Origin of the sequence: Fulvivirga maritima (genome assembly GCF_021389955.1) — a bacterium.
GTDB lineage: Bacteria > Bacteroidota > Bacteroidia > Cytophagales > Cyclobacteriaceae > Fulvivirga > Fulvivirga maritima.
On the sequence record NZ_CP089980.1, the window covers coordinates 4,320,858 to 4,344,301 of the forward strand.

Below are 23,444 nucleotides of genomic sequence, written 5' to 3' on the forward strand. Positions count from 1 at the left end.
TTAAGTCAGAGTAAAGATTCTATAGAAAATATATGCTATATAAATACAGTTTCGGTTTAATTTTCCTGCTATTCCTCTCATTTTATAGTCAGGCGCAAAATTCTTTATACCAAAAAGAAGAAAACGCGCTTTACAGGAAAGGGTTGGAGCTTTTAGATAAGTCTAACTACACCGCGGCCAGAGAGGTGTTTGAAGAATACATAGAGCAATCAGATGATGATATTAAAAAAGCTAATGCAGAGTACTACATCGCTTTTTGTGCTTTAAACCTTTATAATCCTGATGGTGAAAAGCTCATTTCTGATTTCATTCAAGAAAATGAACATAATCCAAGAGCGTCATCGGCCTATTTTGATTTGGGTAATTTCTACTTCAGTCAGGGCAGTCATAAAAAGGCGATAGAATACCTTTCTAAGGTGAAACTATCAGACTTGTCATTAAAAGAGCGTGATGAGACTCGTTTTAAACTGGGATATTCTCATTTTTCCAGACAGGAATTTGATGATGCGCTTCGTTACTTTAACCCCATTAAAAATGGAGATAATCCTTATTCGGCTGCTTCTAGCTACTATGCCGGTTTTATTGAATATGAAAAGGGAGAGTATAATGAAGCTGTTACCGATTTAAGAAGAGCAGAAAAGAATGACTCTTACAAGGCGGTAGTTCCGGGCATGATTGCCAAAGTCTATTATAAACAAAAGAAATATGAAGAGCTCATTCAGTACAGTGATCAGGTGCTGGCAAGTAGCAAGGTTTCTCAAACAGACTTCTACCTGCTAACAGCAGATGCCTATTTTAACCTTGAAAAATATGCTAAGGCATCAGAATTTTATGACAGATATACTGATAAGCTAAGAAATCCGCCAATAGATGTTAGGTATCGCATAGGGTACTCTAATTATAGATTAGGTAATAACGAAGTGGCTATTACTAATTTAAAACAAGCCGCTTCTGAGCGTGATAGCATTGGTATTTATGCTTCTTATTATTTGGGGATTTTATATTTGAAAGAAGGCAATAAACTCTATGCGCTAACAGCTTTTGACAATACCCGAAAAAATCAGATTAATAAGCAGCTGCGCGAAGAAGGAGCGTATCAGTACGGAAAAATCAATTATGATCTGGAGCGCTCAGAAGAGGCAATTCATGCTTTTGAAGAGTTTATACAGACCTATCCAAACAGTAAGCATGCTGATGAGGTAAATGATTTGTTATCAGCTTCATACCTCAATTCTAATAATTATAACCTGGCCATTGACCATATTGAAAAAATGAATTTCATGAATGAGTCATTGAAAAAGGTGTACCAAAAGGCTACTTTCTATAAAGGAGCAGAGTTATTTAACCAGGCAGAATACCAGCAGGCCGTTAGTTATTTTGAGAAATCATTGAGGTACCCGCTTAGTCCGGAGTTTAAAGCCCAAGCTAACCTATGGATGGCAGAAGCCTATTCCGTTGGTCAAAAGTATGAAGAAGCCATTCCTTATTATAGAGCCATTATTAATGATAGCTATGGCAAAAATTCTCAGTATGGCTTAAAAGCTCGTTATGGTTTAGGCTATGCTTATTATAACACTAAAAAATACAATGATGCTTTACAGCAGTTCAGGACTTATGTAAATCAACTGGAAAACAGTACGGACAAGCAGTATTATGATGACGCCTTACTACGTGTGGGTGATTGTTATTATGTTTCTAAACTGTATAAAGACGCACTTACCTATTATCAACGAGCTATTCGCTATAATAAGGTAGATAATGATTATGCACACCTTCAGGCAGGCGTGGTAATGGGCCTTATGGATAATGTAGAAGGCGCTAAAGAGGAGTATGATTATGTGATTAAAAACTATCCGCAATCTAGATACTATGATGATGCCATGTTTGAAAAAGGGCAACTGAGCTTCCAAAATGGTCAGTATAAAGAAGCCGTTCAGGATTTCTCTAACCTGATAGCCAAGAAGCCGTCTAGCCAATTTGTGCCTTATGCCTATATGAGAAGAGCATCTTCTAACTATAACCTACAAGAATATGATAAGTCTATAGAAGATTATGAGACAATTCTAGAGAAATATGTATCTCATTCTGTAGCTAAAGAGGTGTTGCTGCCTTTGCAAGATGTACTCAATATGCAGAGCAGAGCCAGCGAGTTTGATAAGTACCTGGCGATGTATAAAAATGCTAATCCTGAGACCAAAGGCCTGGAAAATGTAGAATATGAAACAGCCAGAAACCAGTATTTTAATCAGGGGTATAAAAGAGCCATTGAGCTTTTCAGCGAATACGTGAAAAACTATCCTGAAAATGCCAAAGCAGTAGAAGCGCGATATTATATTGCTGAGTCTTATTATAGACTTAATGATTATGAGCAAGCCTTACAGGTCTATAACCGATTACTCTCTGAAGGTACATTCAATCAGCTAAGCAGAGTGGTAGATCGTGTAGCCGAAATTGAGTTTAAGAGCGGTAGGTATGAAAATGCCATCTATTTCTATTATAAACTGGTAGCTACAGCTAATACTAAAAAAGAGCAATATTACGGTTGGGCAGGATTAATGGAGTCTTATTATAATATGGGCGAATATGATTCTACCAGACATTATGCTAATGTCATTCTGGAGCGAGGTAATGTAAACATCAGCTCTCAGAATAAAGCCTCTTTGTATCTTGGTAAAGCGGCTTACGCCAAAGGAGAATTAGAAACGGCTAAAGATGAGTTTATTAATACCCTGAACACTGCCAAAGATGGTAATGGGGCAGAGGCTCAGTATCTGCTGGCTAAAATCTTCTATGAGTCTAAAAACTATCAGCAATCTATAGAATCATTAATAGACCTCAATCAGAATTTTACAGCCTATCAGGTGTGGGTAGGTAAGTCATTTTTACTATTGGCTGATAATTATATCGCACTTAAAGATTACTTCCAGGCTAAGGGTACTTTAAATTCAATTATTGAGAATTTCCCATTAGAAAGTGTGAAAGATCAGGCGCGTGAAAAGCTCAGAAAAGTACAGGAGCTTGATGCCGCCGAAAAATCAAAATCCACATCAGAAGCAGATAGTCTTACTATTGATATGAAAGATGTTGACAACCAGTAAAAAAAGGAATTCAAAAGCTAAAGTAGAGCAAGATCAAATGAATAAGATTCTTATATACGTTATTCTGTGTTTATGCCCTGTAGCATCAGTATTTGCTCAGGATGGCTGGGGAGAAGAAGATGGCGAGATTGAAGATGTAGAAATTGAAATCGTAAAAGATTTACAAATCACGCTACCTACGGCTAACAGAAACTTTGAGAAAATACCACCGGTAAGCGGCCAAGAAAAACCTGCCAACCTGGAGTATTTTTTTAATAACATCAATTTTTCTTTGCCTGATGTAGATGTGAGAATGCGCCCGCTGCGTATTAAATCCGAGCGTTTGAATAAGCTGTATGGTAATTATGTAAAAGCCGGTTTTGGTAATTATGTAACTCCTTATTTAGAAGGCTATTTTAATAATAAGAGGAGCAAGCAGTATAGCTATGGTGCGCATTTCAATTATTTAAACTCCAAAAAAGGCCCTGTAGATGGAGATAACTCAGGCTCTGGCAAGATGGATGTAGATGTTTTTGGTAAGTATTTTACTAAGAATGCCACTTTTAGCGGAGAAGCTGGTTTCGATAGGAGAAATTATCATTTCTATGGTTATCCTGAAGGAATTGAGCTAGATGAAGATACGCTTGATCAGCATTTTAATGATTTTTATATTCAGGCTCAGGTAGAGAGTGCCAATAAAAAATCGCCTTTTCATTACACCTTTGGCGGTCGTTTTGATAGACTGGGAGATAACTATGAAGCAGTAGAAACAGAAGGTCAGCTTTTCCTGAAAAGTAAATATGACCTTAGTGAGGAAGCTTTTATTAAACTAGGAGCCTCACTTTCAGCCTCTGGCCGTGATGATGAGTTTATAGACAGCCAAAGCAGAACCCTTTTTAAGATTAACCCTACTGTAGGTTTTAATCTGGAAGGCTTTAAAGTAGAGGCTGGTTTTAACCTGGCTTATGAAAATGATAGCCTGGGAGACGGCAACACCATGCATTTTTACCCTATGGCAAAAGCCAGCTATCCGTTCACTGATGACATTATGATCTATGCAGGTATTAGAGGAGATATGGAGAAAAATACCCTTCGCTCTATGTCACAGATGAACCCTTACCTCAATGCAAATGTCCCTATTTATCATTCTAACAAAGATTTTGATTTGTTTGGTGGATTAAAAGGTAAACTGGGGACTACCGTGGCGTTTGAAGCTGGCCTGAGCATAGCTAATTATAAGAACATGTACTTCTTTGTAAATGACTCTACAGATCAGTCTAAATTTGATATTCTTTATGATGAAGGAAACACAGCCGTTGTAAATATCTTCGGTCAAATAGGTATCAATTCATCTGAGAAGTTAAGAGTAGCTGTTCGTGCTGATTATTGGGGCTATGGCACTGATGGTATAGATGAAGCCTGGCATAAGCCTAACTACAAGCTTTCTACCCTGGCCACTTATAATCTGTATAACAAATTGTTGTTTAATGCGGAGCTGTATGCCTTTGGCGGCATCAAGGGCAGAAAAACCAATGGTGATGCTGTAAACTTGAGTCCAGCTTTGGACTTTAACCTTAAAACAGAGTATCTGGTGTCTGATCAGGTATCAGTTTTCCTTCAGTTTAATAACATATTTGGTAAAGAATATGAGCTGTATTATAACTATCCAGCCAGGTCTTTACAATTTATGGCAGGACTAACCTATAATTTTTAAATAGAAACCTTAACGTACAGATCTCAAGCCTCCAAATGGAGGTTTGATGTATAAAATGAGATAAATTCTATATCACTCATTAATAAAAGTGCTATTAAACAGGATATAACCATTTGATGCTAAGTTCTTTTTGCTGATAAAAGATCTAGTTTTTATATATTTAGCCTGAATTATGAGTGGTTTTGCAGTAATTGGTTACTATAGCTGAAAATTTATATATTGTAACCCTTATTGTGTAATTTGTCACAGTCAAAAATTCAACTATTTTTGTACGTATTTTTTTAATAGAGAGCAACCTTAAAGATTCAACCAATGGCAAAGAAGAAAAAAGATGAACTAGACGAGAATGATGAATTGCATCAGGAAAATGATAATATAAATGAAGCTGATGATAACTTTGGTTTGCCCGATGTAGATTTCGAACCTTTAGATAGATCAAAAGAGGAGGATCCTTACCAGGAAGAAGAGGAGTTACAGGAAGAGGAGCAACAGGAAGAAGAAACCAACTCATATCAGGAGGAGGAGAATCAATATGCTGAAGAGAAAGAAACAGTATATTATGAACCAGAGTCTAATGAAGAAGAGCCTTGGGAGAAAGAAGAAGAGGAAAGTACTTATGAGCCTGGTAGCTACACTCCACCAGAGCAAGAAAGTTCTGTAGTGCCTAAAGTGTTAGGTATTTTAGTGGTGGTTTTAGTAGCAGCTATAGCAGTATGGTACTTTATGTTTTACCAACCACAACAAGAAGCCGAAGAGGCAAGAATAGCGCAGGAACAAGCAGATCAGGCCATGAAAGCTCAAGCAGAGAAAGATAAAGCAGAGCAAGAGAGGCTGGCACGAGAGCAAGCCGAAAGAGAAGCTGCTGCTGCACAAGCGGCTGAAGATGCTGAGCCTAAAATCGGTACTATAGAAACAATTTCATCAAGAACGGGACGTTACTATGTGGTAATTGCCAGTGCCCTGGATGGCGATTTGGCAATGGATCATGCTAAAAAATTAAGTAAACAAGGTTTGAATGCCACCATAATAGAGCCGTTCGGGAAAAGTAAATTTCACCGTATAGCTATTAAAAGTAATGACGACTGGACAGCAGCTCAGAATGAAGCTAATGATCTGAAAGCTGAGTATGGTGATGGCGTTTGGGTAATTAGATATTAATATGATTTTTGCACAAATAACTACAAGTACTGATACTATCGCCAATGTAGCATCAGAGCCAGAATCTGTATCTGTTTTAGACCTTCTCTTTCAGGGAGGGTTTATGATGGTGCCGATCTTAATATTGTCTATAATGGCGGTTTATATTTTTGTAGAAAGAATACTTACCATTAGCAAGGCAGAAAAAACTCCCGATGGCTTTATGTCTAAAATCAGAGATTTAGTTGAAAAAGGAGACATCAGCGCAGCTAAGGTGTACTGTAAAGAATATGACTCACCTACTGGTCGTATGATTGAAAAGGGATTATCACGAATAGGCAGTCCTTTGAAAAATATTGAAGTAAGCATCGAAAACGTAGGTAAAATAGAACTGTTTAAGCTGGAAAAGAACCTTTCTCTTATGGCTACCATTTCAGGGTCGGCCCCTATGTTAGGCTTTTTAGGTACTGTAATAGGTATGATAGATGCCTTTATAGCCATCGCTCAGGAAGAAGGTTCTGTAAGTCCTAAGTTGCTCTCAGAAGGGATTTACACAGCTATGGTTACTACGGCCGCAGGTCTTTTTGTGGGTATTTTGGCTTACCTGGGGTATAATTACCTGGTAGCTAAGGTGCAAAAAGTGGTGCATAAGATGGAATATAATTCTGTTGATTTTATAGATTTATTACAAGAACCGCGTTAATCAAAACTCTATGGCTCTTAAATCAAAACATCAGGTAGAACCTATGTTCAGCATGTCTTCCATGACAGATATTATATTTCTGCTGCTCATATTTTTCATGCTTACCTCATCGTTTATTACGCCCTCAGGCTTGCCGGTAAATTTACCATCTAGCAAGGCGGCTACCGTAGAGATGCAAAAGGTATCTATTACTATCACTAAAGATCTGGATTACTTTGTGAATGATAAAAAAGTAAGCCAAAGCATGGTAGAAGCGGAACTAAAAAGGCAATTAGTAGGTAATGAAGGGGTAGTGGTTTTACATATTGATGAAACAGTACCTACAAAAAACCTTGTAGAAGTGGCAGGAATAGCTACCGCTTTGGAAGCTAAAGTATCTATAGCTACAAGACCAAACTAAAAAAATATGGAAGCAGGAGAGGAAACTAAAAATAAAAGAGCAGGACTAATAGTAGCGGCATTATCACATGCGGTAGTGTTACTGATATGTCTGTTTATTTTAGCGTGGAAAGCACCAGATCCTCCACTTCCAGAATATGGTATTATGGTCAACTTTGGTACTAGCAATATAGGTTCTGGCGATGTACAGCCTACTCAGCCTGTTAGTACTTCTGAGGAGACTGAAGATTCTGCTCCTGAGCCCACACCGGAAACAGCTGAAGAAGTAGTAGAGGAGGTAAGCGAAGCTGAACCTGCAGAAACAGCAGAGCCAGTGGCACAGCCTGTAAGTTCTACACCAGTAAGTACACAGCCCAGTCCTGATGTGCAGCCAGTAGAAAAAGAAACGCCTAAGAAGCCAGAAGTAAAAGAAGAAAAGAAAGTAGAACCTAAAAAGGAAACTACGCCAAAACCAGCCACTAAACCAGCTAATGGCGCCGATGGTAAAGACGGAGACAATAAAACGCCTCAAGATGCTAACCAAGGGAATAGTGATGGCAAAGAAGGAGACCAAGGTAAAGAAGAAGGATCATTAGACTCACGAGCTTTGGTAGGTAGCACCTGGAATGGTTCTGGTTCATCGCTATCTATGACAGGCTGGATGTGGGATTACATTCCAAAACCTTCTGATGATTCTGATGAAAACGGAAGAATTGTGTTCCAGGTGAAAATAGATGATCGTGGTGAGATACTTCAGGTAAAAACATTAGAAAGAAGTGTAAGCCCTGCAGTAGAGAAAATATATAAGGCTGAAGTAGAAAGACTAACTTTTAGTAAAACTGCTGATAACACCAATACAGCCCCCGTATCTACAGGTACTATTACTTTCAATATTAAGTCTAAGTAAGGTTTTAAAACTCTGGTTTTATTTGTGACATTTGTCAATCTTTTAGCTATTGATATATGTCATCTCAATTAATAAAATTCAAAACATATCAGGAGGTGCTGGACTATTTATATGTCCAGCTGCCTATGTTTCAAAAGGTTGGAGCTTCGGCTTACAAAAAGGATCTCGATAATACGCTCAAACTATTGGCGGCATTGGGTAATCCGGAAACCAAATTCAAAACCATTCATGTGGCCGGTACTAATGGCAAGGGAAGTTCCTCTCACTATTTGTCAGCCATATTGCAAGAGGCTGGTTATAAAACAGGCCTTTATACCTCTCCTCATTTAAAGAATTTCACAGAAAGAATTAAGTTGAATGGTATAGAAATGCCCCAAAATGAAGTAGTAGACTTCATGAATAGGGCCTTGCCATTATTAGCTGAAATAAAACCTTCCTTTTTTGAATTTACAGTGGCTATGGCTTTCGATTATTTTGCTCAGAAGGAAGTAGATATAGCAGTTATAGAAGTAGGAATGGGCGGCAGGCTGGACTCCACCAACGTAATTCAACCAGAAGTATCATTGATAACCAATATCAGCTTTGATCATCAGCAATGGTTGGGCAGCACTTTAGCAGAGATAGCAGGGGAGAAGGCAGGCATTATCAAGAAAGATACCCCGGTAGTAGTAAGCGAAAAGCAGGAATCTATAACGCGTGTTTTTGAAGATAAAGCGGCTCAGATGAAGGCTCCGCTATCCTTAGCCGCAGACTGCTATACATCAGCCTTTGATGGAGATAATTTAATGGTGAAGAGCCCTAATGATAATTCTTTAGCATATAGTTTCCATCTACCTCAAGCCGGTCTTTACCAAACTAAAAATATCCCCGGTGTACTTACCGTAGTAGATGCTTTAAAAAAACGGGGATTTTCAATAAATGATCAGCAGGTGAAAACCGGTATAGAGCAGATGAAAAAGCTAACTGGTTTAAAAGGCCGCTGGCAGATTTTAAGCTATGAGCCATTAACTATTTGTGATGTAGGGCATAATGAAGCCGGCATTAAGTTTATTGTAGATCAGCTTAGCCGTGAGCAATATGGTAAGCTTCATATGGTTTGGGGAACAGTTAATGATAAAGATATCTCTAAGGTACTGGAAATGCTGCCAAAGGAGGCTGATTATTACTTTTGTAAGGCCGAAATACCCAGAGCTCTTGATGCTAAAGAACTGGGAATTCAAGCGGCTAAGCATGGCTTAAAAGGGCAGGTAGTTCCTAAGGTGAGTGAGGCCATTAGTATGGCGAGAAGAAATGCAGCTAAAAATGACCTGATTTTTATAGGAGGGAGTACCTTTGTAGTAGCAGAAATAGATAATTTATAATGGCAAGAGGTAAATTGGCCCGTTTTGCAGCTAATGCAGAACGAAAAAATGTTATAGAACCAGGTAAACCTATACTGGAAGAGATCAAAGGACACTGGCATCAGCGGTATTTTGAAAATGAAAATGATATTACCCTGGAGCTGGCTTGTGGTAGGGGAGAATATACCATCGGGCTGTCTCGCATGTTTCCTGAAAAGAACTTTATCGGAATAGATTTAAAGGGGGATAGAATATGGAAAGGTAGTGGAATCGCCTTAGAAGAAGGGCTTGATAATGTAGGCTTTTTACGTGTTCATATTCTGGAGTTAGAAAAGTATTTTGTACCACAAGAAGTGGCAGATATATGGATCACCTTTCCGGACCCAAGACCACGTGATAGAGATGAAAAGCGAAGGATCACTCACAGCCGCTATCTTGATATTTACAAAGGCATTCTTAAACATGATGGTAACATATTCTTCAAAACAGATAATACTGGCCTTTTCGAATATACATTAGAAGTGCTTAAGGAAAGGAAGGATATTAAAGACCTGGTGTACACTTTTGATCTTTACCACTCAGAACTGAAAGAAGAGTGCTATGACATTCGTACTCGGTATGAGAAAAAGTTTAGTGAAGAAGGACACGATATTAAATATCTGCGTTTCAAGTTCATACATTAAGTTTTAAAATATACAGTTAAAGGATTTTTAGAAACTAATGGTTTCAATGATTGACAAACCGTTACTATTCTTTAACTTTGCATTACTCACAAGGTCGACATGTTTTTTAAACCTAACATTAAAAACAATACCGAGTGAAGCCTTCTTTCTAGGCCAGGCCTCATCCGTTTACGGACCTCGTTTTTATAGCAGGTTAACAGTGGAAGGCCGAAATTGTAGGGCAGCTCAAATCCTGTCTTATCGGGGGTTTAAATAAACCACGAACCTTGTGAGTATTTTTATTTTACTGAAGATTTTCTTACAATCAAGTCAGTTTTTAGAACCACAGTCTCTGGTTCTACCACTTCACCTTCTTTGGCTTCAATTTCTTTAATTAATAACCTTGCGGCCTCTTGCCCCATTTTAAACCCAGGTTGATCTACTGTGGTAAGTGCTGGTTCTGTCAGTGATGTGAATCTCCAGTTACTAAAGCCCACTACACCAATGTCTTGCGGTATTTTAAGGCCTTTTTCTTTTATGATCAGCATGGCGCCCAGGGCAGCTATGTCATTATTTGCAAATATGGCGTCGGGTGGAGTACTCAGGCTAAGTAGCTGCTCTGTAAGTTCTTTAGCTACTCTTTCATCTTTGGCATCTTTTTCTTCCAAAATCAGTTCTTCCTCTATTTTTAAGCCATGATCTGTAAGGGCTTTTTTATAACCTTCCATTCTTTCTTTAGATAAGAGTAGGCTAGAGGGGCCGGAGATATGAGCAATTCTTTTGTATCCTTGGTCAATGAGGTGCTTTGTACTTTGGTACCCAGCATCAAAATCATCTATAATAACCTGACTGCAGTTAATAGCCTTGCAAATCCTGTCATAAAATACCATAGGTATGCCTCTGTTTACCAGAGATTGGAAGTGGTCGTAATTTTCAGTCTCTCTGGATACTGATACCAATATGCCATCAACCCGATTATTAAAAAGCGCCTTAGTATCCATCACCTCTCGCTCGTATGATTCATTACTTTGAGAAACTATAACGCTATACCCAGCGGCGTAGGCTACATCTTCTATTCCATTGATTACGGTAGAAAAGAAAAAATGAACTAGCTCAGGTATGATGACTCCTATAGTATTTGATTTCTTTTGTCTTAAACTTAAGGCTATGGAGTTTGGCTGATAGTTTAATTCTTCAGCAAGTTCAGTTACCGCCTTTTTTGTTTCAGGACTAATGTCCGGGTGGTCTTTAAGTGCTCTGGAAACAGTGGATGCACTTACCCCCAGTTGTTTGGCTATGTCTTTTATAGTTACCTGAGAACCTCTCATAATTTGATTTGTGGACTTAATTAGGCCTTAAATATAGTTAAAAGATAGGTCTTTTCTTTTTTGAGTAGCTTTTGTTCAGGATTAGGATTGATACTATTGAAATAATACAATTTAATGATGTGGTTACAAAAATGTATGATAGGCGTATTATTGAGTGAGAGGTAATATTTTTTCGGATCGCGCAAACGTTTGCGAATACGTTTACGTAAATTTTTATGGTTACTAAACTTGAAATGAATTTCTAATGAGGTATTTTTTGTTAAAATTGGAAGTAGAAAAACTACTGAGATTAAGAATGGAAAGATTAATAATCGCTATGTATGGTATTATGCAAACGTTTGAAATTATTTAAATTATGTGTTTAACTAGTGGATTTATTAAATCGGCCTGTATTCTTAGAATTGTTATATAAATGATCAAACACTTATGAGACAAAAACTACTATTGTATTTTTTTTCCTGTGTAGTCAGTGTATCAGCTTTTGCGCAGCAGACTATAACAGGAAAAGTAACGGATGACGAGGATGGGATGGAGCTTCCGGGCGTTAATATCTTAGAAAAAGGTACCACTAATGGTACTGTAACTGATATTAGCGGGAATTTCACTTTAAAAGTAGGCGAGAATGCTACTTTGATTCTCTCATATGTTGGCTACGCTACCCAGGAGGTATCCGTAAATGGAAGAACCAGCCTGGAAATAAAAATGGCTACAGATGTAACTGAGCTTACAGAAGTAGTGGTGGTAGGGTACGGTACACAAAAGAAGGAAGATGCTACCGGAGCTGTTGCCGCAGTTAGTTCTAAAGATTTTAATAAAGGTGTAATGGCTTCGCCTCAAGACCTTATAAAAGGTAGAATTTCAGGGGTGCAGATTACCAATGCAGGTGGAGCTCCTGGTTCCCAATCTACTATAAGAATCAGAGGAGGATCTTCTTTAACTGCCAGTAATGATCCCTTGATTGTAGTAGATGGGGTGCCACTTTCTAATGAGGATATTAGTGGTGTAAGAAACCCGTTGAGTTTAATTAACCCTAATGATATTGCTTCAGTTTCTGTATTGAAAGATGCTTCTGCTACTGCTATATATGGAGCCAGAGCCTCTAATGGTGTACTTATTATTACTACCAAAAGAGGTAGAGAAGGAAGAGGTATGAGCCTTAATTATTCGGGAAATGTTTCAGTTTACACTATTCCTAAAACGGTAGATGTTTATTCAGGCGATGATTATAGAGCGTTAGTTCAATCTCGTGTAGAATCAGGACAAACCCCAGCCAGTGCGCTAGATTGGTTAGGAGAGGCGGATACTGATTGGCAAGATGAGATATTTGACACCGCTATTGGTACTGAACATAATGTATCCCTAACCGGAGCGGCCAAAAATGTTCCATATAGAGCCTCTGTGGGGTATACAAATCAAGATGGTATCCTAAAAACTACCAACTTTGAGCGTACTACACTTTCGGTAGGCGTAGATCCTTCTTTGTTAGATGATCATTTAAAAATCAATCTTAACTTTAAAGGAGCCTTAACCAAAAATAGGTTTGCTGAAGAAGGTGCTATCGGTTCGGCAGTAACTTTTGATCCAAGCCAATCTATCTATGATCCAACCTCTCAGTATGGAGGCTATTTCTACTGGGCTTCTCCGGTAGATGGAAGCAGAATCACTGTGGCACCTTCAAACCCTGTTGCATTAATTGAGCAAAGAGATGATCGTTCAGATGTAAACAGATATATAATGAATGGTCAGGTGGAGTATAAATTTCACTTTTTACCTGAGTTAAGCGCTCACTTAAACCTGGCTTTAGATAAATCAGATACAGATGGTGATTTAACCATACCAGAAACAGCCAGTTTTGATGTAAATCAAACTTTGGGAAATGGTAGAAGAAGTACTTATACCGGAGAAACTAAGAATGAGTTGCTGGAGTACTACATGAAGTATAAAAAAGATTTACCTTCAATAAGTAGTAACATAGAAGTTTTAGGAGGGTATTCGTGGCAGCATTTCTATAGAGAGAGCTCTAATTTTGCCACTGCATATTTAGATGAAACGGTAAAAGATTCACTTAGAATTGATAAATCTGAGAACTATCTGGTTTCCTTCTATGGCCGTTTAAATTATACTTTTAAGGATAAATACTTATTTACAGCCACTGTAAGGCGAGATGGTTCTTCCAGGTTCGCAGAAGAAAACCAATTCGGAACATTTATTTCTGGTGCTTTAGCCTGGAAAATGAAAGAAGAGGCCTTCCTAAGAGATGTAGATGTACTTTCAGACCTAAAACTGAGAGTGGGTTATGGAGAAACAGGTCAGGAAAATGTAGGACCTTCCTATCCTGCAATACCTACTGTAACTACTAGTAATGGTTTAGCAAGATACCCTTTTGGAAATACGTTTTATAATACCATCAGGTATAACGGTTATGATGCAAATTTGAAGTGGGAGGAAACAGTAACCTACAATGCAGGTATTGACTTTGGTTTTCTGGATGGTCGTATAAACGGTAGTCTGGATTATTATTATAGAAAAACCAATGACCTTCTCAATGAAATTCCAATCCCAATTGGAACCAACTTCACAAATGAGATTCTGACTAATGTGGGTAACCTTGAAAATCAGGGATTTGAGCTAGGTTTAAATGCCGTAATCATTAACAAAGGTCCTTTGCGTTGGGATTTTGGGTTTAACCTAACCAGGAACGTGAATAAAATCACCAAGTTGATATCAGTAGATGATCCTAATTACATAGGAGATTTCACAGGAGATATTGGTGGCGCTACTGGTAATTATATCCAGATACATAGAGAAGGACAATCAGCAAGTTCATTCTTTGTTTATGAGCAGGTTTATGATAGTGAAGGCAAGCCTATAGAAGGTCTCTATGTAGATCAGAATGAAGATGGATTAATTAATGATCAGGACAGAATCATAAAAGAAAACCCTGCACCAAAAGTGTATATGGGATTCTCATCTAACTTGTCGTATAAAAAATTCACTTTAGGATTTAATGCTCGCATGAACCTGGGTAATTATGTTTACAATAACATAGCATCTCAGTATGCTACATACATTAACGTATATAATACTCAGGGATATTTAAATAATGTTTCCCCTCAAGTGACTGAGTCTGGGTTTACAAATCCACAATACTTTTCAAGTTTTTATATTGAAAATGCCTCTTTCTTTAGAATGGATAACGTGACTTTAGGTTATGATGTAGGCAACGTGGTGTCAGATAAGGTAAGGCTGAACTTGAATTTCACCGTTCAAAACGTCTTTGTAATTACAGATTATGAAGGTCTTGATCCTGAAATTTCTAACGGTATCGATAATAACATTTACCCGAGACCAAGAACTTTCTTACTAGGGGTAAACATTAATTTTCAAAAATGATAATTGAGTCAAAAATGAAAAAGATATATATATACATAATAACAATCTGTACATTTCTGGTGAGCTCATGTACGGATGATTTAAATGTGTCTCCCATTGATCCTGATGTCCAGACACCAGGCAGTGTTTTGAATGATTTGGAATCTTATAAACAGCTGCTGGCCAAGTTATATGGAGGTTTAGCCTTAACCGGGCAAATTGGCCCTGATGGGCAAGGAGATATTGTGGGAATAGATGAAGGTTTTTCTTCTTACTTGAGAGGTTATTTTCTGCATCAGGAAATGACGACAGATGAATCTGTAATTGGCTGGGATGATCAAACCATTAAGGATTTTCATGATTTAGATTATGGTGCTAATGATGCTTTTATTCGTGGTATGTATTCCCGAATATTTTATCAAATCACTTTTGCAAATCAGTTTTTAAGAGAAACTGCCGACGTAGGAGGGCTGCCAGAAGCCGATCAGCAGGAGATTGTGGCTTTTAGAGCTGAAGCCAGGTTTTTAAGAGCACTTAGCTATTGGCATGCCATGGACTTATTCTATGAAGTGCCTTTCGTTACAGAAGAGGATGGTATAGGTGCCTTTTTGCCTGAACAAGCTACCAGTACGGAGGTTTTTAACTATATAGAGTCGGAGCTTTTAGCTATTAATGATGATTTGGTAGACCCCAGACAAAATGAATATGCCAGAGCTGATAAAGCGGCGGCTTGGGCTCTTTTAGCTAAGTTATATCTGAATGCTGAGCTTTATACTAATCAGGCAAGGTATACTGACTGTATTGAATATTGTAATAGAATTATTGGTGCAGGTTATTCGCTTGATCCTGATTACTCTCATATGTTCTTAGCAGATAATGGGAATTCACCAGAGTTTATTTTTCAGATTGCTTTTGATGGAGCTAGCACTCAATCTTATGGAGGAACAACTTTTATTATACGGGGAGCAGTAGGAGGTTCGATGTCTGCTACAGCCTTTGGAATAGAAGGTGGATGGAGTGGTATGCGTACTACCAGTGGCCTAGTTAATAAATTTGATGATACCAGTGGAGATACTGATTCAAGAGCTATGTTTCATACCGATGGGCAGTCATTGGAGATAGAAAATTTATCTGAATTTACAGATGGGTACGCTATTACTAAGTTTAAGAATGTGACTAGCACAGGAGCTCAGGGATCTAATGCCCAATTTACAGATACCGATTTCCCTGTCTTCAGATTAGCAGATATCTACCTTACCTATGCAGAAGCAGTGTTAAGAGGTGGCAGCGGAGGTAGTGCAGCTACAGCTTTACAATATATGAATGATTTAAGAGAAAGAGCCTATGGAGATGCTTCAGGCAATATTACCCAAGGTCAGCTTAATTTAAATTACATCATAGATGAAAGAGCCAGAGAATTGTACTGGGAGTGTCACAGACGTACAGATCTTGTACGCTTCAACTTATTAACTACCAATGCCTATTTATGGCCCTGGAAAGGTGGAGTTAGTGAAGGCAGAGCGGTTGATAGTAAATATAACTACTTTCCATTGCCAGCTTCAGACGTAGCGGCTAATCCTAATTTAACTCAGCCGTTTAACTATTAATTGAAAAGATTTAGACATGAAAAAATTCATATATATACTTTCAATACTTTTTGCAGGCATTTTTATGGCCTGTGAAGATGATGCAGAAAAAGTAGTGATCTCTGCAGATCCTGCTGAGCCAGTACTTCAAGCACCTGCCGGAGATTCTTTAATATTTACCAGAGGGGATAGTGCTGCCTTTAATTTCTCTTGGTCTCCAGTAGATTATGGATATAAAGCCGCAGTAGAGTACGGAGTGCAAGTTGCTTTAGGTTCAGGTTTTCTTACTGAAGAGCAGATTTTAACTACTACTCAAGTTACTGAAGGAAGCGTTTTTGAAACCACTTTGAATAGTGCACTGCAAAAGTTAGGCGCAGAAAGTGACATGCCGGTAGATTTGTATGTGCGTGTTTTTGCTGTAATAAATGACAATGTAGACACTGTATTTTCGGAGCCTAAAACTTATATTGTTACTCCTTATGCGACTGTTTTTCCTCCTATTTATATGATAGGACCCGCTGTGGGTGACTGGGATCCTTCATTAGCAGTAGAGATTCCGAGTACTGGCGAGGGTTCTTCATTCCATGTTATAACTGAGTTTAATAATGGAGGATCATTTAGGTTTTTCACAGAACCAGATTGGGGTGCTGATCAGTATAACTGGACATATTTTGAAGGAGGCACAGTAGATAGCAATTTTGAAGCGGCTATGGATGATGATAATAATTTCACCTTTACAGGAACCTCAGGTTATTATAGAATAGAAGTGGATTTAGATGCTAAAACCATTAGTATGGAAGAGGTAGATGAACCTACCTTGTTTGGTATTGGAGAGGCCTTGCAAGGGTGGGTGTTAGAATCTGCTGTTCAATTAACCTGGGTGAAAGATAGCCTTTTCCAAGTGACTACTACTATAAATGCTAATCAGACGTTTAGATTTTTTGATCAGCAAGATTGGAGTACAGGAAAGTATAATTATCCTTATTTTGAAGAAGGAGAAGTAGATCCTTTATTGGAAAATGCTGATGATGGAGATTCTAACCTGTTATTTGTAGGCAGCACAGGTTCTTATGAAATTACAGTGGATCTGAAAACCCATACTGTGGGTATAGAATAATCCTACACATTTGTAAGAGGTTGTATCATAAGTAACTTATGATACAACCTCTTTTTTTTATCACCTCTTACTGATCAACTCATGATTTCTATTACTACTACTAGAATACGGATATGCTGTATCCTTTGCAGTCTGTTTGTTTTTTATAAAGCTTCAGCTCAAGTTAACACCAATCCTGCTATACCCATTGCTGATGAATCGGTAACTATAACCGTTGATGTCTCCGGTACAGGGTTAGCTGGCTATTCAGATGATGTCTGGATCTGGGCTTGGATAGAGCAAGGCGCTTCAGATATAGATGCGCCCACTAATGTTAATCCGGCTACTTCCGCGCAGGATGCAGCTATGATGACACGTTCTCAATCTGATCCTGATATTTATAGCATCACTTTTACCCCAACGGCATTTTTTGGAGTAACATCTGACCAGATTGAAGAGGTTGGCTTATTACTAAAAGGCCGTGATTGGAGTGATGGTCAAACTTCTGATTACTCATTTACTGTTAGTCAGGCCGGTTTTTCAGTTTCATTTGTTCAGCCTAATAGCTTTCCTATTTTTCTAAATGAAGGGCAGAGCTTATCCATAGAAGGGGCCGCTTCAGAATCGGCAGAACTGTCTTTATGGTTAAACGGAAGCCTGCTTGCGAGCAATAATGGAACCTCTATCACTTATGAACTAACTGCTGGCAGCTCTGGCCAATATCAAATTCAGTTGATTGGTGATAATGGAGAGGAAGAAAAGGTTGTGGATTTCTCATTCGTAGTAAGGCAATCTACAGCTCAAGCTGAGCTTCCTGCAGGAATCATTCCTGGTATTAATTACGATGAAAATAATGCTTCAGTAGCCACTTTGTGCTTGCAGGCGCCCAATAAAGAGTCTGTATATGTAATTGGCGATTTTAATAATTGGGAGCCTGACCCTGGCTATCAAATGCACCAGGATGGGGAATATTTCTGGCTGGAGCTGTCAGGTCTTAGCGCTGGAGAAGAATATGCTTTTCAGTATTTAGTAGATGAAACCATTCAGATAGCGGATCCTTATGCTGACAAAATACTTGATCCGGGAAATGATCCTTACATCTCAGAAGAGACCTATCTAAATCTTATAGACTACCCTGCAACTGATTTAGCAAAAGGCATTGTGGCTGTTTTGCAAACAGGGCAGCAACCTTATAACTGGGAAGTAAGCAATTTCGAAAAACCAGCTAATGAAGATTTAGTAATTTATGAACTACTCATTCGTGATTTTGATGAAAGGCATGACTATCAGGGAGTTTTAAATCATTTAGATTATCTAAAAGGGCTCGGAATTAATGCTATTGAACTGATGCCCATAATGGAGTTTGATGGTAACTTGAGTTGGGGTTACAATCCTGCTTTTTTCTTTGCTCCAGATAAATATTATGGTTCTAAAAACGAATTGAAACATTTTGTTGATGAGTGTCATAAGAACGGAATAGCGGTGATCCTTGATATGGTGTTGAATCATACACATGAGAAAAACCCTATTGCTGCATTGTATTGGGACGAAGCTAATTACCGCCCCGCAGCTGATAATCCTTGGCTTAACCAGGAAGCCACTCATCCATTTAATGTTTTTTATGATTTTAACCATGAGTCAGATTACACCAAGGCCTTTGTAGATACGGTTAATCATTACTGGATAAATGAATATAAGTTTGATGGTTATCGATTTGATCTTACTAAAGGATTTACTCAAAACTTTAATACAGATGTAGAATTATGGAGTCGTTATGATCAATCACGAGTGGATATATTAACTCGAATGACTGATGTGATTTGGGAGAATGATCCTTCTACCTATGTGATTTTTGAGCATTTAGCAGAGAATAGTGAAGAAAAGGTATTGGCTGACTATGGAATTATGCTATGGGGTAATATGAGTTATAATTATGCTCAAAACACCATGGGGTATAGCGAAGACTCTAATATCAATTGGGCTTATTATGGCAGCAGAGATTGGGAGAATCCTAATTTAATTTCTTATATGGAAAGTCATGATGAGGAACGAATCATGTTTAAGAATGTGCAATATGGCAATACTACAGCCGGTTATAGTACCCGAGATTTAACAGAGGCTGTGGATAGAACTGCAGCAGCAGCGGCTTTTTATTATCTCATTCCAGGACCTAAAATGTTATGGCAGTTCGGAGAGCTTGGGTATGACATAAGCATAGATGAGAATGGAAGAACAGGTGAGAAGCCTCTGCCTTGGGCTGATGCACCCAATGGTCTGGGCTATGATAATGATGATGCCAGGCTGGAATTATATGAGGCTTTTTCAGAATTGATAGCACTTAAAAATGATTACACCGTTTTCAGTACCTCACAAGTAGATTTCTTTGACGATTCTATACTAGAAAAGGAGCTTTTATTAACCAATGAGGTAGATACAGATGAACCTGCTTCGGCAGCAGAAATGGATGTATATATAATTGGTAATTTCGGATTATCATCAGCTGCAGTGGGAGGGCATTTTACGCATACAGGTAGTTGGTATGATTATTTTTCAGGACAGGAGTTGTCAGTTGAAAGTACTGATCAGACTGTGAGTTTACCAGCTGGTGAATTTAGAATTTATACTGATTATAGAATTAGCGAAGAGAAAATAACATCAGTGGATTTACCTGCTGAAAACTCAGTGAAAGTGTTTCCTAATCCAGCATCCAGTCAACTGTTGGTGCAAAATCAACAAGGAAACTTTGAATATTCATTGGTAGACATAAAAGGTAGAGTTTTACAAAAAGGCTATTCTGAAGAAAGAACTAGAAGTCTAAATGTAGATCACATTCCAGCAGGTATTTATCTCTTGAAAATAACAGGTAAATCGGAATCAAGTACCATTCGGTTTATCAAAAAATAATGAAAGGAGGCCGTCTCAAAAGCAAAAACTAGATTGACGAATGTTTCATTGAGGAACTCGCAATATTGCCTTATTTACAATAATGAGTGTTTCGAGTGTCAATCTGACTTATATTTTACTTTTGAGGCCGCCTTATTTTTATAATTCATCTATTGGTAGTTTCTTTAATGTAATACACAGAAGAAATGATTCATGAATTATAGATTTCGACATTCCGGCATTTGCCTTCTTTTTCTACTCACGCTACTATTTTCATGTAGTGATCAAAAGAATGAGTCAGCTAGAGAGGAGGCTTTTGATTTTTATCAATCAGCGCTCTTTAAAGAGGTGCAGCTGGCCGGCATATTCCAAGATTCTAAAACCTTTGTGGATTGTATAGCTGATGAACCTTTAGAAGTGCTCGCAACAAAATATAATGAGCTTGCTCTACAGGATACTTTCGATCTTTCTGACTTTGTACACCAGCATTTTAAATTGCCAGAATCAGAGGCTGTAGGTTATCAATCGGATACCGCTAAAAGTATGGAATCACATATTCAGGAGCTTTGGCCTATCCTCACCCGGCAGGCAGATGCCGGTCAGGCAAACTCTTCATTAATTCCATTACCTAACGAATATGTAGTTCCTGGAGGGCGATTCAGGGAGGTGTATTACTGGGATAGTTATTTTACCATGGAAGGGTTGGTGCGTAGTGAACAGTATGATTTAGCTAAAGCTATGGTAGATAATTTCTCTTTTTTAATTGATAGCATTGGTTTCATCCCTAATGGAAATAGAGATTATTATTTAGGCAGATCCCAGCCTCCGTTTTATGCTTTAATGGTGGACCTGATAGCTGATGATACCCCAGAATTATGGGGTCATTACCTACCGTATTTAATCAAAGAATATGATTTCTGGATGAGCGGATCAAATGAACTTTCTCACGCAAATAAGGCCACAAAACGGGTGGTAATGCTTGATGATTCTACAATATTGAATCGTTATTGGGATAATTATGCTACTCCACGGCCAGAATCATATAAAGAAGATTATGAGCTGGTAAATGAGAATCACCTTGATTCAGCTCGAGCCTACCGTCATTTAAGAGCTGGAGCAGAGTCTGGCTGGGATTATAGCAGCCGATGGTTGGCAGATGGTCAGCATCTCAGTACCATTCATACAACTGATATTATTCCTGTAGACCTCAATGCTTTGCTTTATCATTTAGAAATAACTATAGCTAAGGCCTATGACCAAATTGGTAAAGTGGATGAAGCTAAAACTTTTCAAAAGAAAGCTGCTGCCAGAAAAATGGCTATTAATAAGTATTTATGGAGAGAACAAGCTGGTTTTTATATGGATTTTGATTATATCATAGGAAAATCCACAAAGGTAGAATCAATGGCTGCTGCTTATCCTTTGTTCTTTCAGTTAGCCAGTGAAACCCAAGCACAACTTGTAGCTGATAAGTTGCTTTCTGATTTTCTAAAACCGGGAGGGTTTGTAACTACTCTAAACAACACCGGACAGCAGTGGGATGCCCCAAACGGCTGGGCTCCTTTACAATGGATTGCTGTAAAAGGCTTATTTAATTATGAATTTGAAGAAGCAGCCATAAATGCCGCTGAAAAATGGCTAGCCAGAAACAGGCAGGTATACAAAACCACAGGCAAAATGATGGAGAAATATAATGTGGTTGACACCACGCTACAGGCAGGGGGAGGAGAATATCCTCTGCAAGATGGTTTCGGCTGGACTAACGGTGTAGTACTTGCTCTTGAAGAAACTGTTGCTCAGCAGGCAGTGTTAGAAGGAGAGTAGTTGGAAGTTTTGTGAAGTCTACAGATAACCGTTTATTTGTTTTTTATAATATACAATTATGCCACTTATTCCCTCAGAGTACAAACCTCCATTTTATCTAAAAAACCCTCATTTGGCTACGGTAATTCCAAGTACCTTTCGCAAAATAAAGGGGGTAGAATACCAGCGGGAGAGAATAACCACATCAGATGATGATTTCCTGGATCTGGACTGGCTAAAGAAAGGCTCTGATAAGCTTATTATAATATCTCATGGGCTGGAGGGGAGTGCATCCAGGCCCTATGTTAAAGGTATGGCTAAGTATTTCTTTCAAAATGGCTGGGATGCCCTGGGTTGGAATTGCAGGAGTTGCAGTGGTGAAATGAATAATCAGGCACGCTTTTATCATCATGGAGCTACAGAAGATTTGCATGAAGTGGTGCAGTATGCTAAAGAGACTTATGGTTATCAGCAGATTGCGTTAGTAGGATTTAGCATGGGTGGTAATCTGACCCTGAAGTATGTAGGGGAAAAGAAGCATGAAATATTTCCTGAAATTAAAGCGGCTATTGCATTTTCTGTTCCCGTTGATTTGGCTTCTAGTGTACATAAACTGGCTGAAAAGAGTAATGACTTTTATAGAAAAAGGTTCCTGAAAAAGTTAGAGGAGAAAATCAAAATTAAGTCAGCAAAGTTTCCTGAACTCGTTAAATATCAAAGCTTTGAGAATATTAAATATTTCCCTGATTTTGATAATTTATACACAGCGCCCCTTCATGGTTTTGCTGATGCAAATGACTTTTATCTTAAGGCGAGCCCCTCAGAGTATATGTATGATAGTCAGGTGCCGATCTTAGTTGTTAATGCCAAGAATGATCCTTTCCTGGGAGATGAGTGCTATCCTTATGCAGATTGTGAAAAAGCTAAGCAAGTATATCTTGAAACTCCTGAGCATGGTGGGCATGTAGGCTTTTCCTTGGCCGGTTCAGAGTTTAACTATATGGAAAAAAGAACATTGAAGTTTATAAATGAAATAGCTTAAACACTCAGTTCTTTAATGGCCTGATTGATGTCACTAATTTTTTGTTCTCTTTGAAAATCAAAGATGCGTTCTTCTGCCGTTACATGATTAAACAGAATCAGCGATTTTGTGTACAGGTTAATGGCTTCTTGTTCTTTGCCTATGATTCGTTTTAATTCGGCAGCCTCATAAGCCACTTCTGCCAGAATATTATATTCTACCAATTTCAGGTCAGAGGTCTCCATGAGTTTGTTAATCAGACCTTCATTATCCATATGTTCTACATCTACCAGAGTAAGGCCAGACTCACCCACTACGTGTTCATCTAAAACACGAAGAGCATTATGGTGCTTGCCTTCATTCTTTAAACCCAGTACCTTCGCAATTAGTAGGTGTAGCTTCTGAATTTCTTTTAATATGTAGTCTTTTCTAATCAT

Annotated in this window: 16 protein-coding genes; 14 read left to right on the forward strand and 2 right to left on the reverse strand. The window is 38.3% G+C overall.

What is annotated here, in order from left to right; genetic code table 11:
* Nucleotides 1–32: 32 nt before the first annotated feature.
* The 8 genes from LVD15_RS18300 (at nucleotide 33) to trmB (ending at nucleotide 9,939) form a co-directional block, all read left to right on the forward strand.
* Complete coding sequence (locus LVD15_RS18300; RefSeq protein ID WP_233776662.1) at nucleotides 33–3,098, forward strand: tetratricopeptide repeat protein; 3,066 nt, start codon at nucleotides 33–35, stop codon at nucleotides 3,096–3,098.
* A gap of 37 nt (nucleotides 3,099–3,135) precedes the next feature.
* Nucleotides 3,136–4,791 carry a TonB-dependent receptor gene (locus LVD15_RS18305; RefSeq protein ID WP_233776663.1) on the forward strand — a complete coding sequence of 552 codons (1,656 nt, stop codon included), beginning with the start codon at nucleotides 3,136–3,138 and terminating at the stop codon, nucleotides 4,789–4,791.
* 312 nt (nucleotides 4,792–5,103) lie between these two features.
* Nucleotides 5,104–5,949, forward strand: coding sequence for a hypothetical protein (locus LVD15_RS18310; RefSeq protein WP_233776664.1), 846 nt, complete (start codon nucleotides 5,104–5,106; stop codon nucleotides 5,947–5,949).
* Nucleotide 5,950: 1 nt separating this feature from the next.
* On the forward strand, nucleotides 5,951–6,631 hold the full coding sequence (locus LVD15_RS18315; RefSeq protein WP_233776665.1) for a MotA/TolQ/ExbB proton channel family protein: 681 nt from the start codon (nucleotides 5,951–5,953) through the stop codon (nucleotides 6,629–6,631).
* Between the two features lie 10 nt (nucleotides 6,632–6,641).
* Entirely contained in the window at nucleotides 6,642–7,031 is a 390-nt protein-coding gene (locus LVD15_RS18320) for an ExbD/TolR family protein (protein WP_233776666.1), read from the forward strand.
* A 6-nt stretch (nucleotides 7,032–7,037) separates the two neighbouring features.
* The gene (locus LVD15_RS18325; protein ID WP_233776667.1) at nucleotides 7,038–7,916 is read left to right on the forward strand and encodes a hypothetical protein; all 879 of its coding nucleotides are present in this window, start codon (nucleotides 7,038–7,040) and stop codon (nucleotides 7,914–7,916) included.
* Between the two features lie 56 nt (nucleotides 7,917–7,972).
* A complete protein-coding gene (locus LVD15_RS18330) occupies nucleotides 7,973–9,277 on the forward strand; it encodes a bifunctional folylpolyglutamate synthase/dihydrofolate synthase (protein WP_233776668.1) in 1,305 nt (434 codons plus the stop codon).
* Nucleotides 9,277–9,939, forward strand: a complete 663-nt coding sequence (trmB, locus tag LVD15_RS18335; protein WP_233776669.1) for a tRNA (guanosine(46)-N7)-methyltransferase TrmB — start codon at nucleotides 9,277–9,279, stop codon at nucleotides 9,937–9,939. The genes LVD15_RS18330 and trmB overlap by 1 nt, the downstream gene beginning before the upstream one ends.
* Before the next feature lie 278 nt (nucleotides 9,940–10,217).
* Here trmB and LVD15_RS18340 read toward each other — a convergent pair whose 3' ends face one another.
* Entirely contained in the window at nucleotides 10,218–11,246 is a 1,029-nt protein-coding gene (locus LVD15_RS18340; protein ID WP_233776670.1) for a LacI family DNA-binding transcriptional regulator, read from the reverse strand.
* A 426-nt stretch (nucleotides 11,247–11,672) separates the two neighbouring features.
* Here LVD15_RS18340 and LVD15_RS18345 point away from each other — a divergent pair, with 426 nt between their 5' ends.
* The 6 genes from LVD15_RS18345 (at nucleotide 11,673) to LVD15_RS18370 (ending at nucleotide 23,028) form a co-directional block, all read left to right on the forward strand.
* A complete protein-coding gene (locus LVD15_RS18345) occupies nucleotides 11,673–14,639 on the forward strand; it encodes a SusC/RagA family TonB-linked outer membrane protein (protein WP_233776671.1) in 2,967 nt (988 codons plus the stop codon).
* Nucleotides 14,640–14,653: 14 nt separating this feature from the next.
* Nucleotides 14,654–16,225 carry a RagB/SusD family nutrient uptake outer membrane protein gene (locus LVD15_RS18350; RefSeq protein ID WP_233776672.1) on the forward strand — a complete coding sequence of 524 codons (1,572 nt, stop codon included), beginning with the start codon at nucleotides 14,654–14,656 and terminating at the stop codon, nucleotides 16,223–16,225.
* Between the two features lie 16 nt (nucleotides 16,226–16,241).
* On the forward strand, nucleotides 16,242–17,321 hold the full coding sequence (locus LVD15_RS18355) for a SusE domain-containing protein (protein WP_233776673.1): 1,080 nt from the start codon (nucleotides 16,242–16,244) through the stop codon (nucleotides 17,319–17,321).
* Between the two features lie 81 nt (nucleotides 17,322–17,402).
* Nucleotides 17,403–20,204, forward strand: a complete 2,802-nt coding sequence (locus LVD15_RS18360; protein WP_233776674.1) for an alpha-amylase family glycosyl hydrolase — start codon at nucleotides 17,403–17,405, stop codon at nucleotides 20,202–20,204.
* A 192-nt stretch (nucleotides 20,205–20,396) separates the two neighbouring features.
* Complete coding sequence (gene treF, locus LVD15_RS18365) at nucleotides 20,397–22,007, forward strand: alpha,alpha-trehalase TreF (RefSeq protein WP_233776675.1); 1,611 nt, start codon at nucleotides 20,397–20,399, stop codon at nucleotides 22,005–22,007.
* Nucleotides 22,008–22,065: 58 nt separating this feature from the next.
* Nucleotides 22,066–23,028, forward strand: a complete 963-nt coding sequence (locus LVD15_RS18370) for a YheT family hydrolase (protein ID WP_233776676.1) — start codon at nucleotides 22,066–22,068, stop codon at nucleotides 23,026–23,028.
* On the opposite strand, the gene LVD15_RS18375 is transcribed toward LVD15_RS18370, so the two are convergent.
* Entirely contained in the window at nucleotides 23,025–23,444 is a 420-nt protein-coding gene (locus LVD15_RS18375; protein WP_233776677.1) for a hypothetical protein, read from the reverse strand. The genes LVD15_RS18370 and LVD15_RS18375 overlap by 4 nt on opposite strands.